The sequence below is a fragment of the Streptococcus mitis genome (assembly GCF_946190155.1).
In the GTDB taxonomy this organism is placed as follows: domain Bacteria; phylum Bacillota; class Bacilli; order Lactobacillales; family Streptococcaceae; genus Streptococcus; species Streptococcus mitis_CL.
Map to the genome: position 1 here is coordinate 121609 of NZ_CAMHZL010000005.1, position 14522 is coordinate 136130.

The 14522-nt window shown below is 39.3% G+C and carries 17 protein-coding genes, 2 pseudogenes and 1 other annotated feature (1 of these 20 running past the window's edge); of the genes and pseudogenes, 9 read left to right on the forward strand and 10 right to left on the reverse strand.

Going from position 1 to position 14522, the window contains the following annotated elements:
- Window positions 1–703: 703 nt before the first annotated feature.
- The 3 genes from N8O80_RS05935 (at window position 704) to N8O80_RS05945 (ending at window position 2504) form a co-directional block, all read left to right on the forward strand.
- Entirely contained in the window at window positions 704–1135 is a 432-nt protein-coding gene (locus N8O80_RS05935; protein ID WP_261027203.1) for an Rrf2 family transcriptional regulator, read from the forward strand.
- A gap of 91 nt (window positions 1136–1226) precedes the next feature.
- Window positions 1227–2231: an NADP-dependent oxidoreductase gene (locus tag N8O80_RS05940; protein ID WP_261027205.1), complete on the forward strand. Its 1005-nt coding sequence runs from the start codon at window positions 1227–1229 to the stop codon at window positions 2229–2231.
- A 54-nt stretch (window positions 2232–2285) separates the two neighbouring features.
- The gene (locus tag N8O80_RS05945) at window positions 2286–2504 is read left to right on the forward strand and encodes a VOC family protein (RefSeq protein ID WP_261027207.1); all 219 of its coding nucleotides are present in this window, start codon (window positions 2286–2288) and stop codon (window positions 2502–2504) included.
- 239 nt (window positions 2505–2743) lie between these two features.
- Here N8O80_RS05945 and mgaSpn read toward each other — a convergent pair whose 3' ends face one another.
- Window positions 2744–4216: a virulence factor transcriptional regulator MgaSpn gene (gene mgaSpn / locus N8O80_RS05950; protein ID WP_261027210.1), complete on the reverse strand. Its 1473-nt coding sequence runs from the start codon at window positions 4214–4216 to the stop codon at window positions 2744–2746.
- Between the two features lie 447 nt (window positions 4217–4663).
- Here mgaSpn and N8O80_RS05955 point away from each other — a divergent pair.
- The 5 genes and pseudogenes from N8O80_RS05955 (at window position 4664) to N8O80_RS05975 (ending at window position 6558) form a co-directional block, all read left to right on the forward strand.
- Window positions 4664–4828: pseudogene (locus tag N8O80_RS05955) on the forward strand (GlsB/YeaQ/YmgE family stress response membrane protein).
- Window positions 4829–4906: 78 nt separating this feature from the next.
- Window positions 4907–5479: an alkaline shock response membrane anchor protein AmaP gene (gene amaP / locus N8O80_RS05960; RefSeq protein ID WP_261027213.1), complete on the forward strand. Its 573-nt coding sequence runs from the start codon at window positions 4907–4909 to the stop codon at window positions 5477–5479.
- A gap of 11 nt (window positions 5480–5490) precedes the next feature.
- Window positions 5491–5661 (forward strand): DUF2273 domain-containing protein, encoded by a 171-nt coding sequence (locus tag N8O80_RS05965; RefSeq protein WP_120718571.1) that lies wholly within the window; start codon window positions 5491–5493, stop codon window positions 5659–5661.
- 54 nt (window positions 5662–5715) lie between these two features.
- A complete protein-coding gene (locus N8O80_RS05970; RefSeq protein WP_020901646.1) occupies window positions 5716–6324 on the forward strand; it encodes an Asp23/Gls24 family envelope stress response protein in 609 nt (202 codons plus the stop codon).
- Between the two features lie 30 nt (window positions 6325–6354).
- Window positions 6355–6558 (forward strand): CsbD family protein, encoded by a 204-nt coding sequence (locus tag N8O80_RS05975; RefSeq protein WP_004262234.1) that lies wholly within the window; start codon window positions 6355–6357, stop codon window positions 6556–6558.
- A gap of 115 nt (window positions 6559–6673) precedes the next feature.
- Here the strand turns inward: N8O80_RS05975 and N8O80_RS09825 are convergent.
- Together N8O80_RS09825 and N8O80_RS05980 are read right to left on the reverse strand one after the other, a co-directional pair.
- A pseudogene (locus tag N8O80_RS09825) lies at window positions 6674–6936 on the reverse strand (transposase); the annotation flags it as partial.
- 41 nt (window positions 6937–6977) lie between these two features.
- Window positions 6978–7433 (reverse strand): GNAT family N-acetyltransferase, encoded by a 456-nt coding sequence (locus tag N8O80_RS05980; RefSeq protein ID WP_031237579.1) that lies wholly within the window; start codon window positions 7431–7433, stop codon window positions 6978–6980.
- Between the two features lie 69 nt (window positions 7434–7502).
- Between N8O80_RS05980 and N8O80_RS05985 the strand changes: the two genes are divergently transcribed.
- The gene (locus N8O80_RS05985) at window positions 7503–8162 is read left to right on the forward strand and encodes a prepilin peptidase (protein WP_261027221.1); all 660 of its coding nucleotides are present in this window, start codon (window positions 7503–7505) and stop codon (window positions 8160–8162) included.
- Here N8O80_RS05985 and trpA read toward each other — a convergent pair.
- From trpA to trpE, 7 genes are read right to left on the reverse strand one after another with little or no spacing between them, the layout of a single operon-like run.
- On the reverse strand, window positions 8134–8910 hold the full coding sequence (trpA, locus tag N8O80_RS05990) for a tryptophan synthase subunit alpha (RefSeq protein WP_261027222.1): 777 nt from the start codon (window positions 8908–8910) through the stop codon (window positions 8134–8136). The genes N8O80_RS05985 and trpA overlap by 29 nt on opposite strands.
- Window positions 8903–10126, reverse strand: a complete 1224-nt coding sequence (trpB, locus tag N8O80_RS05995) for a tryptophan synthase subunit beta (RefSeq protein WP_261027223.1) — start codon at window positions 10124–10126, stop codon at window positions 8903–8905. The genes trpA and trpB overlap by 8 nt, the downstream gene beginning before the upstream one ends.
- A complete protein-coding gene (locus tag N8O80_RS06000; protein WP_261027225.1) occupies window positions 10104–10703 on the reverse strand; it encodes a phosphoribosylanthranilate isomerase in 600 nt (199 codons plus the stop codon). Before N8O80_RS06000 ends, trpB begins: the two co-directional genes overlap by 23 nt.
- The gene (gene trpC, locus N8O80_RS06005; protein WP_261027227.1) at window positions 10690–11457 is read right to left on the reverse strand and encodes an indole-3-glycerol phosphate synthase TrpC; all 768 of its coding nucleotides are present in this window, start codon (window positions 11455–11457) and stop codon (window positions 10690–10692) included. Before trpC ends, N8O80_RS06000 begins: the two co-directional genes overlap by 14 nt.
- Entirely contained in the window at window positions 11454–12458 is a 1005-nt protein-coding gene (trpD, locus tag N8O80_RS06010) for an anthranilate phosphoribosyltransferase (protein WP_125416960.1), read from the reverse strand. Before trpD ends, trpC begins: the two co-directional genes overlap by 4 nt.
- 10 nt (window positions 12459–12468) lie before the next feature.
- Window positions 12469–13035, reverse strand: a complete 567-nt coding sequence (locus N8O80_RS06015; protein WP_261027228.1) for an aminodeoxychorismate/anthranilate synthase component II — start codon at window positions 13033–13035, stop codon at window positions 12469–12471.
- Window positions 13032–14393 carry an anthranilate synthase component I gene (trpE, locus tag N8O80_RS06020; RefSeq protein WP_000439614.1) on the reverse strand — a complete coding sequence of 454 codons (1362 nt, stop codon included), beginning with the start codon at window positions 14391–14393 and terminating at the stop codon, window positions 13032–13034. Before trpE ends, N8O80_RS06015 begins: the two co-directional genes overlap by 4 nt.
- 71 nt (window positions 14394–14464) lie before the next feature.
- Window positions 14465–14522: a binding site (T-box leader), on the reverse strand (it continues 168 nt past the right edge of the window).

A 14522-nucleotide genomic window follows, 5' to 3' on the forward strand; every position in this document is an offset into this window, starting at 1 on the left:
AAATGACTGTAGTAATGTCACCATCTTGTCTTATGCACTTCTAAAATTTGTTATATTGATTAGAAGCCAGAGCTTATAAAAACTAGCTAAACTCGAGAGATAGACACAATTGCGACGAAAAAATGTATAACCAATTCAACTTGTTAAGGTAAGAAAGCATTATTTCCAATCTATTAATTATTCATCTATTACCTATTATGACACAATATTCCCTATAGTTCAACTTTTTACTTGTTTTTATATTACACGGACTAAAAAGTTTTCAACAGTTGATTGCATTTGTTTTAATAAGTTTTAACCTTTCTTGGTTAGATAAAAAAAGAACCATACAGTTTAGAATCTGTATGGTTTTTGCCCCACTTTTGTCCCATTTTTAAATCATGACATTGAAAATACCTAAAATCACTTATATTTCAATATTTTTAATTGCTCTCAATATGAAAGTCCTTTCCAAATCCCTGTAGGGGGCATCTAAATACAACAGGAAAAAGCCTTGATTTACAAGGCTTTTTTGTGTATCTGTTCTACTTTTGGTCAACTAATGGATATCAACGGTATAATTTTATGAACACCCTTCCCAGACAGCTCTAATCTGATTGCACTCAAAATTTTTTAAAATTTAAAACAAAAGACTTGCTTTTCTTTTAATTTATGTTATACTTGTTCTTGTATCTGATACAAGTTTATTAAGAGAGGGATTCATATGGATACAAAATTCTCAGTTGCTTTGCATATCTTAACAATGATTAGTGAAAGCAAGGAAACCTTAAGTTCTCAAGCACTAGCTATTAGTGTTGGGACTAACGCTAGTTACATTCGAAAAGTGATTGCCTTATTGAAAAATGCAGATTTGATTCATTCCCAGCAAGGAAAAACAGGTTATCAACTCAGTAAGTCTCCAAAGAAAATGACTTTACTAGAGATCTACTATGCTACTCAAGAAATCAATCACATTAGTTTATTCCCTGTTCATCAAAATAGCAATCCTGATTGCCCTGTTGGAAAACATATCCAAGGAGCAGTTTCACCGCTTTTCGCTAGTGCCGAATCTCAATTAGAGAAGGAATTAGCAAATCAAACTTTAGAAGATGTCATTGACAATCTATATAAACAAGTCAAACAAAAACGAAACTGATTTGCATGCAGATCAGTTTTTACTGGGAACAGCATATACTTGTATTAGATACAAGTATATGAATCATATTAAAAAAGAAAAGAGAAAATAGATGAAAGTCGCACAACATACTACTTATAACAAAAACAATATCACATTGAACATCACAGAAATCGCTAAACCAGGCATCACAGACAAAGAAGTCTTGATCAAAGTAAGCACAGCTGGTGTTAATCCTCTGGATAACATGATTTCCCGAGGAGAAGTCAAGATGATCGTTCCTTACAAACTTCCTCAAACTGCGGTGAATGAAGTAGTCGGTATCGTTGAGGCGACAGGTAGACAAGTCAAAAATTTCAAAGTCGGAGACCGAGTTTTTGGACGTCTCCCACTCGACCAAATTGGCGCCTTTGCAGAATACGTAGCTGTCGATAGCCAAGCCTTAGCCAAGGTTCCAGACTATCTATCAGATGAGGAAGCCGCTGCTGTTCCCCTTACTACCTTGACAATCATGCAGGCTCTTGACCTCATGGGAGCTCAAGCTGGGAAAACGATCTTTATTTCTGGTGGTACTGGAGGAGTTGGTGGAATGGCCATTCCGATTGCCAAGGCCAAAGGTTTGAAGGTTATTACCAACGGTTCTGGAGATAGCGCTGAGCGTGTTTTGAAACTAGGAGCAGATAGATTTATCGATTACAAAACAGAGGATTACACAAAAACCGTTAGTCAGGTGGATTATGTTCTCGATACTCTCGGTGGAGCTGAAACTGAAAAACAAATGTCTATCATGAAAAAAGGTGGACAGCTTGTTTCCCTCCGTGCCATGCCAAACGGTGCCTTTTCCAAACGCATGAATCTACCAAAATGGAAACAAATCTTACTTGGACTAGCGGGTCGCAAATTTGATAAAATGGCGGAAAAATATGGTGTCCACTACCATTTTATCTTTGTAGAAAGCAATGGCGCTCAATTACAAGAGGTAGCTGACCTCTTTAGTAAATTAGAAATCAAACCCTCTATCGATACAGTTTATCCATTTGAAGAGCTAAATAGCGCATTAGACAAAGTCGCTAATGGTCGCTCACGTGGAAAAACAGTTCTCAGCTTTAAGAAATAAAAAGGAAAACACAATGTCATATATTACTACAAAAAATCAATACATCACTTGGCAATGGATAAGTGGTTCGGAAAAGGTCTAACCAAACGTCAGCAAGGATTGCCAGGCCTAGCCTACTATCTCATTGAGGTTACAAGTAAAGAGGAACTCCTCATCATTGACCAGAGTACACCTGAAGTTGAGGTACCAATCACATGGCTAAACTCAAGAGAGTTAGAATTTAGTGATCCATATGGTATTATAACCCGTGTTCGAATAGCCAACAAATCATAGGATAGGGTTTCGATTCAATCTGTGACACATCCCGTTTCAAATTTTTTGATACAGGATTAAAAGGTCTTTCTTTTTCTACTTCAGATACTTGGTTCTGTGTATATGCTATTTAAAACAGGTCCCAAAATGAATGTAACTAGGATCTCTGCTAATGATAGATATGAAATTTTTTAATATTCAAAAAGACTCCACCTATCTAAAGGAAATCTACCCTAGAGATGGATGGAGTCTTCTTTCAATCACTGGTCTAATCGAATAAACATCATGGCATTTAACAAAGATATGAGTGAGACCGTGTTTATATTATTTGAATAGATGAGTCTCTTATTTTCAATCGGAGGAATAATAAAATTAGAAATGATGATATCATAAGGCGATTCTTCTAAAGATTCCTTTGATAATTCTAATTCAGTCCAAACTTCAAGTTCAAAATTGTTGCTGCAATAATAAGAAAGTGTTTCCGCTACTGATTTTGCATGATACTGATCAAAATTGCTCATAACCAGAACCTTCAGCTTTGGCTGATTTTGTAGTAAATTAAGCACCAAATGTTTGGTATGAGTGATGAAGGTATAAGATAGATGATTTACCATCATTGAACTAGAACAAACCTCAAGAGTCTCTAAATAATGAGAAAGCTCTTTTTTTACATCTGAAACAAATTTAGGAAAAATATTTTGAAAATTCCTGATTGTATTCCCTTTTTGATCAAATAAAATAAACTCAGTGGACAACTCTTGACGATACAGATGTGCGGTATTATGCAGATGCCAAATCAGATTATCCTTATTCTCAATCTCAATCTGATACTTGGCTGAAATCTGATCAATAAAATCACTCAATAGATGGTAAGATTTTTCAACATAGCTATCCTTTTTTACGCATTTTATAAAGAGACTTTCATCTATGAAAAACATTTTTTGAAAGTAAGACACAAATAATTGGCAAACAACTTCTTCATCTAAAGAGATATTGTATTCTAATTCAAAATTCTTAGCAACACCTTCTATTCCTTCTGCCTGCATTAAAAAATCCAAACTTTGGTCGTTAAAAGAATCTTTATCTACTTCCATAAAATGACCAAACTTTATTCGATATAGATTGGTTACTAGGAGCAACTTTAGCATTCTATGCGTTGACAAATTCATTGGAAAGCTTGTTTCCTTATAAACCAATTCTAGCAATTGAGACAAGGGCTCTGACGAAAAATTTTCAAATGGCCATTCTAGAAAATAATATTTTTCTGAAAAATATTGTGCAAAAAAGTAACGAATGTCTCTCTCATTTCCAATGATTTGAACAGGAGTCAGACTGATTTCAAATTGAAATTGCTTTTTAATCACTTTATTGATTTGGCTAATAATACGATAGAGCGAAGATGAACTGATATAAAATTCTTTACAAATACTCTCGGCTTGATAACCTTCATTAAAGAAGATGAATTCTAAAATCGAAAAATGAGTTGAATGTTTAAAGAAATGATGGTAAACCATTTCAATATCACTATCATCAGTATTAATAATGCGTATACCATTAGTAGAAGAATGAAAAATCAAGTCAGGAAAAGCAGATTTAACATGGGATAGATCATCTTTGACTGCACGTTCTGTACAATTTAATAACTCTGCTAGTTCAGAACGATGAAACCAACGTTTATGTTCAAATAATAATTCTAATTGCCTATGACTTTTTTTAGATAATAAATCTCTCATGAATGTCTTTCTCTCTTTATAAATTATCGGATTAAACCTCTTGCAATTATACCACAAAGAATAGGTATAACATGATATAACGACTTTTCCTAAAATCTTTTATTTCGTATAATAACACTACAGAGACAATATATAAACAATTTTCTTATTTTACCGTCTATTGAGGGCGTGAATACAGAATCAAATTCAAGTCGAAAGATTATACTTTTAATTTTAAAAATTATATAATAGCAACAATCAAAGAATTTGATTTTTTTATATTAAAATTATATAATAATCAAAATAATTGATTATTTTATATTAAAATTATATAATAGCAATAATCAAAGGAATTGATTTATTTTTTGATATTAAAATAAAAAAGGAGGGTAAGCAATGTTGTGATCTATCATTGCTGGAGGTCTGATTGGACTTGTAGCAGGTAGAATCACTAAAAAAGGTAGTTCTATGGGAATCGTCGCAAATGTATTCGCTGGTTTAGTCGGGTCATCTGTAAGACAATCCCTTTTAGGTAGTTGAGGCCCATCCATCGCTGGAATGGCTTTGATCCCATCTATTGCAGGAGCAGCAATTGTTGTTACTGTAGTATCATTCTTTACAGGTAAAAAATAATTACTTGTAGTAATAAACTATTTTTAAATAGATTAGACGGGTAAAAATAGTTTAAATGTTAAATCGAAAGGATTGTATATGTCAAAAACAAAGAAAATATGTTTAATTATTTTCTGTATTTTAATCTTGACAATTTTCCTTCCTGTTTTGATAGATTATCATCAAGTTAGTGATCTAGGCATTCAGCTATTTAGCTGGAGACAGAATCATTTCGTTGAATTCTATCTCTCTAGATATATATTCTGGGGGATAGTGGCTCTATCAACTTTAGTTTTGTTATCGATGTTAGTTGTGTTGTTTTATCCTAAACGTTATTTGGAAATTCAACTTGAAACTAAAAATGATACATTAAAATTAAAGAATTCTGCAATCGAAGGTTTTGTTAGAAGTTTGGTAAGTGATCATGGATTGATCAAGAACCCAACTGTTCATGTAAATTTACGAAAAAATAAATGTTTCGTTCATGTAGAAGGTAAAATTCTTCCTTCGGACAACATCGCTGACAGATGCCAACTAATTCAAAATGAAATAACTAATGGATTGAAGCAGTTTTTTGGTATTGAGCGTCAGGTTAAACTAGAAGTTCTAGTAAAAGACTACCAGCCTAAACCAAAACCTCAAAACAAAAAGACTGTTAGTCGTGTGAAGTAAGGAAGTAAAAAATGGAATGGCTTAAACAATATCGATATCCAATTATCGCTGGTCTCATAGGCGTATTTCTCGCTTGTTTGATTATCTCCTTTGGCTTCTTCAAAACAATATTTGTATTGATTTTAGGAGCACTGGGAGTTGCAGCTGGATTATATATCGAAAAAAACTATATAGATAGATAAATACATAAATAAATAAATAAATAAAAATTACTAATTTAATCAAAGGAGTTTCATATGTCAAACGAAAAAAACATTAACACTAACGTAGAAAAGAAAGATGCTACTGCTGTAGCTCACGAAATCAAAGGGGAACTTACTTACGAAGATAAAGTTATCCAAAAAATCATTGGTCTGTCACTAGAAAACGTTTCAGGTCTTTTGGGAATCGACGGTGGTTTCTTCTCAAATCTTAAAGAAAAAATCATTAACAGCGATGACGTAACAAGTGGTGTTAACGTAGAAGTTGGTAAAACACAAGTTGCAGTTGACTTAAACGTTATTGTTGAGTACCAAAAAAATGTTCCAGCTTTATATTCAGAAATCAGAGAAATCGTATCTTCAGAAGTTGCTAAAATGACTGACTTGGAAGTTGTTGAAATCAACGTAAACGTTGTCGACATCAAAACTAAAGAACAACATGAAGCAGACTCAGTAAGCCTTCAAGATCGCGTATCTGACGTTGCTGAATCAACAGGAGAATTCGCTTCAGAACAATTCGAAAAAGCTAAAGCTGGTCTTGGATCTGGTTTCTCAACTGTTCAAGAAAAAGTTAGCGAAGGTGTAGAAGCTGTTAAAGGTGCAACAACTGGTGTAGTATCTCACGAAAAAACTCGTGTAAACTAAGATAAAATAAATATAACAGGAGAAATTATCATGTCAGTAGAAGAAAAATTAAATCAAGCTAAAGGTTCTATTAAAGAAGGTGTTGGGAAAGCCATCGGTGATGAAAAAATGGAAAAAGAAGGTGCAGCTGAAAAAGTTGTTTCTAAAGTAAAAGAAGTTGCTGAAGATGCCAAAGACGCTGTAGAAGGTGCTATCGAAGGTGTTAAAAACATGTTGAGTGGCGACAATAAATAAGGCTAAAAGTTACTTTATCTTTTTAGTAACATTAGTCAAAAGAGTCTGAGTCAAGATGATTCTCAGAAAACAAAAAGCTAGAGATTTCCAATTGCGGATCTCTAGCTTTTTAATTTCACCTCTTTCTCTTATTATATTTCAGCAGGTTGTTGACCGTTAGTACGAATCCCATGTCAATTCTCACTTTACGCTCACCTCTAAGATGACATCTCTTATAACCAAGCAAACCTTTATCTGCCCAAAGACAGATTTCATATCAATCTTACGTTTAGCGAAAATTTGTCTACCCTTGGAAGATAAAAGTGCCTGATATTCTTTAGTTTTTAAACACTGGTAACGTTCATTTATATACAGTCCCTTTTGAGGGGCTGATTCAGGTTCATCATCGCAGTCAACATTGATTTCAAGGCTGTTTGCTCCTATCTCCCCTTTTTCATGATGTATTTTCGTATAGGTGTTTCAACCATTTGAACGATTTCAAATCCTTCTTTTTGGTAAAGCTTGTAAGCTGTTTGATTTGCCTCAAAGACATTTAGAGAAATAGTATCTATGTCTTCATTTTCAAAGGCCAAACTAAGAAGTTCCCTTAAAGCCTGGCTACCTAAGCCCTGCCCCTGTTTCTGGGGGTTGATGAAAAATCTCCCGATATGAAGATTCCTGTCTTCTTGCCTGATTTTCTGGATAAGCCCGACAAACTCTTGTCCTTCAAAGATTGAAAAGACTCCTTCCAAATCTTGCAAGGCTTGAAGGGTCAGTGGAAAAGGAATCTTTGGTCCCATCCATTGTTCTTGAAAAGACTTGCCAAGGGAGTTGGACCATTGGCATACGAGCTGAGCATTTTCTGTGCTCACCTTTTCTTCAAAACGAATTGTCATCTTGACCTCACTATCTTGTTTATGTTTCTCCATTATACTACTTCTCCTATTTTTTACGAATAGATAAGTATGATTGATATTTATTTTTTTCTTATCGGGAGCATTTTCGCTTCCTTTCTCGGTTTGGTCATTGACCGTTTTCCTGAGCGATCCATTATCCGATCTGCTAGCCACTGCGATGCCTGTCAGACTCGCTTGGGTCCCTTAGACTTAATTCCTATTGTATCTCAAGTCTTCAATCGCTTTCGCTGTCGCTACTGCAAGACTCCTTATCCTGTCTGGTATGCCCTTTTTGAACTAAGCTTAGGACTTCTCTTTCTGACTTGGTCATGTGGCTGGATTTCCATAGGACAAGTTATCCTAATCACTACTGGCTTGACCTTGGGTATCTACGACTTTCGCCATCAGGAATATCCCTTGCTGGTCTGGCTGACTTTCCACCTAATCCTCATGGCTTTCTGTGGTTGGAATCTAGTCATGGTCTTCTTCCTTATCCTTGGAATCATGGCCCATTTTATCGATATCCGCATAGGCGCAGGGGATTTTCTTTTTCTTGCTTCTTGCGCTCTCGTCTTTAGCGCGACCGAATTACTGATCTTGATTCAGTTTGCTTCTGCGACGGGCATCCTAGCCTTTCTCCTGCAAAAGAAAAAGGAAAGACTTCCTTTCGTTCCTTTCCTCTTACTCACTGCTTGTGTGATTATTTTTGGTAATCTACTGCTTGTTTAATAAAGTCCTCAATTGGCTCTCCTTGGTGGAGGGCTTTTACAATTTTCGAACCAACGATAACACCATCTGACACCGCATTGAAGCGTTCTACATCAGCTTGACTAGACACACCAAATCCTGTCAAGACGGGGATGTCTGCTACTTGATGCAATTGCGCCAAGTGCTTATCCAAGTCTGCACGGTAATTGCCTGACTTCCCTGTCACTCCATTGATGGCAACGGCATAGACAAAACCTTCTGCTCCCTTGATCAACTCTTTTTGACGCTCAATCCCTGTTGTCAAACTAACTAGGGGAATCAATGCAATATCTGTATCTGCCAAAAATGGCTCCACAAAGTTGGCATGCTCATGAGGCAGGTCTGGGATAATCAATCCTTTAACCGCTGTATCTGCCAAATCTTTGACAAATTTCTCCACACCGTACTGAAAGAGGGGGTTAAAGTAGGTCATGATGACAAGTGGAATCTCTGTTTCAATGGTTTTCAAGGTTTCAACCAAAGCCTGTGTAGAAGTCCCGTGGGCTAAACTGCGCAAGCCAGCTTCTTCGATAACAGGTCCATCTGCAACTGGGTCTGAAAAGGGAATGCCCACTTCAATTGCAGAGACACCCAAATCTTCTAAAAAGTGGATTGTTTTAGCTAGACCATCCAAACCTTTCTCGTGGTCACCAGCCATGATATAGGGAACAAAAATTCCTTTTCCAGCTGCTTTTATAGCGTTTAATTTTTCTGTTAGTGTCTTAGGCATGAGCTTCTCCCTTCTTTGCTGCATCTGCTTCCAAGCGGTCTTTGACTTGGACCACATCCTTGTCCCCACGACCTGATAGACAGACAATCATGGATTTGTCTGGTCCAAGTTCTTTGGCCAATTTCACCGCAAAGGCAATGGCATGGCTAGATTCCAATGCTGGGATAATCCCTTCCACGCGAGACAAGAGTTGGAATCCTTCCAAGGCTTCCTCATCTGTCACAGGAACATAGCTAGCACGTTTGATATCGTGGTAGTGAGAATGTTCTGGACCGATACCAGGATAGTCCAAACCTGCTGAGATAGAGAAGGCTTCTAAGATTTGTCCATGGGCATCTTGGAGCACATCCATGAGAGAACCGTGGAGGACACCTGGACGTCCCTTGGTTAAGGTCGCTGCGTGGTGTTCCGTATCCACACCAAGTCCTGCCGCTTCAGCCCCATACATGGCTACAGACTCATCATCTACAAATGGATGGAAGAGCCCGATAGCATTAGAACCACCACCAACACAGGCTACTAGGGCATCTGGTAGGTCTTGGCCTGTCAAATCACGGTACTGTTGTTTGGCTTCTCGACCAATAACGCTTTGGAAGTCACGAACGATTTCTGGGAAGGGATGAGGTCCTAAGGCAGAACCAAGGATATAGTGGGTATCATCGATATTAGCTACCCATGAACGAAGGGCTGCATTGACCGCATCCTTGAGCACGCGCGAACCGTCTGTCACTGCCTCAACCTTGGCTCCCAAAAGCTCCATTCGGAACACATTGAGGGCTTGGCGTTTGACATCTTCCTCACCCATGTAGATAGTACATTCCATGTTAAAGAGGGCTGCAGCAGTTGCAGTTGCCACACCGTGCTGACCAGCACCTGTTTCAGCGATAATTTTCTTTTTACCCATGCGTTTAGCCAGAAGAACTTGTCCCAAGGCATTGTTAATCTTGTGGGCACCTGTATGGTTAAGGTCTTCACGTTTAAGATAAATCTTGGCTCCGCCAATATGCTGGGTCAAGTTTTTTGCGTAGTAAAGCGGAGTTTCACGTCCTACATACTGACGTAAGAGCTGGTTCAATTCCTCTTGGAAACTTGGGTCTGCCTGACTTTCACGGTAGGCCTTCTCCAACTCTAAAACTGCTGTCATCAATGTTTCTGGGACAAAACGTCCGCCGAATTTTCCGTAAAATCCATCTTTATTTGGTTCTTGATATGCCATTCTTTACCCTCTCTATAAATCTTCTAATCTTTTCATGATCTTTTTGTCCATCTGTCTCCACTCCGCTCGATACATCTACTGCATAGGGAGTAAAGTGTTGAATTGCTTTTACTACATTGTCTTCATTAAGTCCACCTGCGATAAAGAAAGGTTGAGTTAGTCCAATCGTATCCAGTTGAGCCCAGTCAAAGGTCTGGCCACTCCCAGCCACAGGGGCATCAAAGAGTAGATAGTCTGCCTGAGAATTGGGTACATGCCCCTCTCCATCCACCTGCACAGCCTGAATACTGGCACAAGGCAAATTCTCAAACAAATCATCTGCCACCTGACCGTGAACTTGAACCAAGTCCAAGCCAACTTTGTCAATGACTTCTAGCAGTTGAGCCCGACTTGGTGAAACAAATACACCAACCTTTTTGACATCTGTAGGAATAAGCTTTGCCAGCTCAGCAGCCTGATCCAAGGTCACCTGTCTTTTACTAGCTGCAAAGACAAAACCGATGTAGTCCGCCCCTGCTGAAACAGCTGTCTCTACCGCTTCTTTGGTCGATAGTCCACAAATCTTAACCTTTGTCAATTTGCAACTCCTTGATTCTCTGGGCTACATCTTCTGCCTGCATGAGAGCTGTCCCAACCAAAATTCCATTAAAGAATGGTGCTACTCGTTTTGCATCCTGCCCTGTGAAAATAGCAGATTCAGAAATGTAATAGCGACCTTCCTCAAAGTGCTGGGCCAAGTCTACACTGGTCTGCCAATCGACTTCAAAGGTAGTCAAGTTGCGGTTATTGACCCCAATAATCTCCGCACCAAGTCTGTGGGCCACTTCAAGTTCAGCTAGATTGTGAGTCTCCACCAAGACTTCCAAACCAAGCTCTGTCGCATAGTCATACAGTTCCTTGAGGCGTTCTTCTGACAAGGCAGCGACAATAAGCAAGATAACTGTCGCACCTGCATTGCGGGCACGGATGATTTGCTTTTCATCGATGATAAAGTCCTTGTTGAGCGTTGGAATGTTTACCTGACTGGAAATCTCTCGCAGATAATCCAAATGTCCTTTAAAGAAAACTTCATCTGTCAGAACTGAAATCATCACTGCTCCGTTCGCTTCATAAGTCTGGGCCTGTTGCACAATATCCACATCGAGGTTGATATCTCCCAGACTAGGGCTAGCCTTCTTGACTTCAGCGATTACCTGCAAGCGATCCTGATGATTCTTCAAAAATTCTGCCAAGCGATAGGTCTGACGCAGGGGCTGGACTTCCTCCAGCTCCATCTGCTCGACCTCACGCGCCTTCTGCTCCAAGATTCGTGCTAAAAATTCCTGACTCATTTTTGGTACTCCTGTAACAGTCTGAGTTTTTCAAGGGCCTTGCCACTAGCAATGACTTGACGAGCCAAGGCAACCCCATCCTTGATATTATCTACCTTACCATTAGCATAGAAACCAAGACCAGCATTTAAAACTGTAGTTTCCAAGAATGGACTTGGTTCATTTTTAAGAACGCTGAGCAAAATTTCTGCATTTTCCTGAGCATTGCCTCCACGAATATCTTCGATAGCGTAACGTTCCATTCCCAAATCCTCTGGAGTAAAGCTTGACAAGGTGATTTCGCCATTCTCAAGAAGTGCAATCTTGGTTGTCCCGTTCAAACCAGCTTCATCCAAACCTTCTGGTCCAGCAACCACGATAGCGCGTTTGCGACCCATATTTTTCAAAACCTGAGCTGTACTTTCTAGAAGTTCTGGACGACTAATTCCAAGAAGCTGTGTTTCCAAGGCCATTGGGTGAATCAGTGGACCAGTCAAGTTCATAATCGTTGGAATACCCAATTCCAAACGAGCTGGCATGATGTATTTCATTGCTGGATGCATATTTTTAGCAAAGAGAAAAACGATGCCAGTCTTATCAAAGACCTTACCTAGTTCAGCTGGTTTGAGGTCTAGGTTAATGCCCAAGGCTTCTAGGACATCTGCAGAGCCAGATTTAGAAGAAATCGAACGGTTACCGTGCTTAGCCATATGAATGCCGCCACCAGCCAAGACGAAGGCTGCAGTTGTGGAAATGTTAAAGCTGAAAGACTTGTCCCCACCTGTACCACAGTTGTCCATAGCATCATGTATCTCAGTTGGAATATGTTGGGCATGTCCTCTCATGACTTGGGCAATGGCTGTGCGCTCTTCAGGTGTTTCTCCCTTCATCTTAAGAGCCAAGAGGAGAGAAGCAATCTGTGCTTCGGTTACACGTCCAGTCACGATACGCTCAATGACGTCCGTCATTTCAACACCTGATAAATTTTCAAATTTTGCTAGTTTTTCAATAATCTCTTTCATCCTAGTTTCCTCACTTTACAACCTTCTCAATAAAATTCCGAATAGAAGACAAGCCATCTGGCGTTCCAATGCTCTCTGGATGGTACTGGAAGCCATAAATTGGAAGTGTTTTGTGTTGAATCCCCATGATGGCTTGGTCATCAGTCGAACGAGCTGTCACTTCAAAGTTTTCTGGCATTTCTTCAATCAAAATACTGTGGTAACGCATGACTGCACGGCCATCCTCGATACCTTGATACAGAACAGATGGCGCTTCAAAGTTGATATTGCTCTGTTTCCCATGCATGACTTTGGGAGCCAAGCCTAGCTTACCACCAAAGACTTCTGCGATGGCTTGGTGGCCCAAACAAATCCCTAGAATCGGCTTCTTACCTGCAAAGTCACGAATCATGTCTTCCATCTTACCAGCATCAACTGGCCAACCTGGACCAGGAGAAAAGACCAGACCATCTGCTTTTTCAGCTTCTTCATACAGCTTAGGATCATCATTTCTCAAGACTTGCACTTCTGCAAAATTCCCAATGTACTGCGCCAAGTTATAGGTAAAAGAATCATAGTTGTCAATCAATAAAATCATGGTCTTAGTTCTCCAATTCTAGTCATAGATTTTGCCTTATTAATGGTTTCTTGGTATTCGTTTTGGGCGATAGAGTCGTAGACAATCCCTGCCCCAGCCTGCACATAGGCTGTTTGATTTTTGAGAATCATCGTTCGGATGGCAATGGCAAAGTCCATATCACCCGTCGCAGACAAGTAGCCGATTGCTCCTGCGTATACGCCCCGTTTTTCCGTTTCCAGTTCATAGATGCGTCTCATCGCTCGAATCTTTGGTGCTCCTGAAACTGTTCCAGCTGGAAGTGTTGCTTTCAAAGCATCCATGGCAGTGAGTTCTGGAAGCAAACGCCCCTTGACCACGCTGGTCAAATGCATGACATAACGGAAAAGCTCCACTTCCATATACTTAGTGACTTGGACACTGGCCGTTTCAGAGATGCGACCAATATCGTTACGTCCCAAGTCTACTAACATCCGATGCTCTGCTGTTTCCTTCTCATCCGAAAGCAGGTCTGTCGCCAAAGCCTTGTCTTCTTCATCCGTAGCTCCTCTTGGTCGTGTCCCTGCGATCGGATTGGTTGTCACGATGCCATTTTTGACAGAAACCAAACTTTCTGGACTGGCACCGATGATTTGATAATCCCCAAAATCATAGAAATAGAGGTAATTGGATGGATTGGTCACGCGGAGATTTCTGTAGAAGTCAAATGGATTTCCAGTAACTTCTGCTGAGAAACGCTGACTGAGTACACATTGGAACATATCCCCGTTACGAATCAAGTCACGAGCTATTTCCACCATTTCCTCAAACTTCTGAGGAGCGATATGCGGTTTGAAGTCTAACGGAGATAGATCCAAGTCTTCAAATTCATTTGGAGCAGGAATGCGTAATTCCTCAAGCACTTGGTTCAAGGCTTCTTCCAAGGCTTCTTGACTGCGCTCACTATAGAGAGCCTCCTCGATGACATGAATTTTTTCCTTCTTGTGGTCAAAGACCATGTAACTCTCATAGACAAAGAAATGCATGTCTGGCGTTCCAATTGTATCTTGAGGGATTTGACCAATTTCTTCATAAAGCGAAATCATATCGTAACCAACAAAACCAATTGCCCCACCACCAAAAGGTAGATCTGAATGGTGCTGGCTCTTATGAGTCACTTCATAAAGGAAATCTAAGGGATCCTGATCAATCACTTGACCATTTTGATAAAGAACTCCATTTTCAAACTTAATCTCAAAAACTGGATTATAGGCTAAGATAGAAAAACGAGCGGTTTCCTTGTCTCTCGGAATACTTTCTAAAATAACCTTGTGTTGCCCCTTTAGGCGCATATAAGCCAAGATTGGTGATAAGACATCTCCATGAATGATTCGTTCCATTGTAATTTCCCTTTCAGTTCTACTTCTAGTCCGTGGCGACTGTATGAAAAATCCCCACGCAAAATAACTTGCGTGAGGACGAAATTCGCGGTGCCACCTCAATTATAGGATTTCTCCTATCTCTCATTC

Coding starts and splice junctions, on each gene's coding strand:
- N8O80_RS05945 (WP_261027207.1), top strand. CDS start 2,286: ATGGATAAGTGGTTCGGAAAAGGTCTAACCAAACGTCAGCAAGGATTG.
- N8O80_RS05975 (WP_004262234.1), top strand. CDS start 6,355: ATGTCAGTAGAAGAAAAATTAAATCAAGCTAAAGGTTCTATTAAAGAA.
- N8O80_RS05970 (WP_020901646.1), top strand. CDS start 5,716: ATGTCAAACGAAAAAAACATTAACACTAACGTAGAAAAGAAAGATGCT.
- amaP (WP_261027213.1), top strand. CDS start 4,907: ATGTCAAAAACAAAGAAAATATGTTTAATTATTTTCTGTATTTTAATC.
- trpA (WP_261027222.1), bottom strand. CDS start 8,910: ATGCCTAAGACACTAACAGAAAAATTAAACGCTATAAAAGCAGCTGGA.
- N8O80_RS06015 (WP_261027228.1), bottom strand. CDS start 13,035: ATGATTTTATTGATTGACAACTATGATTCTTTTACCTATAACTTGGCG.
- mgaSpn (WP_261027210.1), bottom strand. CDS start 4,216: ATGAGAGATTTATTATCTAAAAAAAGTCATAGGCAATTAGAATTATTA.
- trpE (WP_000439614.1), bottom strand. CDS start 14,393: ATGGAACGAATCATTCATGGAGATGTCTTATCACCAATCTTGGCTTAT.
- trpD (WP_125416960.1), bottom strand. CDS start 12,458: ATGAAAGAGATTATTGAAAAACTAGCAAAATTTGAAAATTTATCAGGT.
- N8O80_RS05940 (WP_261027205.1), top strand. CDS start 1,227: ATGAAAGTCGCACAACATACTACTTATAACAAAAACAATATCACATTG.
- N8O80_RS05985 (WP_261027221.1), top strand. CDS start 7,503: ATGATTGATATTTATTTTTTTCTTATCGGGAGCATTTTCGCTTCCTTT.
- trpB (WP_261027223.1), bottom strand. CDS start 10,126: ATGGCATATCAAGAACCAAATAAAGATGGATTTTACGGAAAATTCGGC.
- N8O80_RS05980 (WP_031237579.1), bottom strand. CDS start 7,433: ATGACAATTCGTTTTGAAGAAAAGGTGAGCACAGAAAATGCTCAGCTC.
- N8O80_RS05935 (WP_261027203.1), top strand. CDS start 704: ATGGATACAAAATTCTCAGTTGCTTTGCATATCTTAACAATGATTAGT.
- trpC (WP_261027227.1), bottom strand. CDS start 11,457: ATGAGTCAGGAATTTTTAGCACGAATCTTGGAGCAGAAGGCGCGTGAG.
- N8O80_RS05965 (WP_120718571.1), top strand. CDS start 5,491: ATGGAATGGCTTAAACAATATCGATATCCAATTATCGCTGGTCTCATA.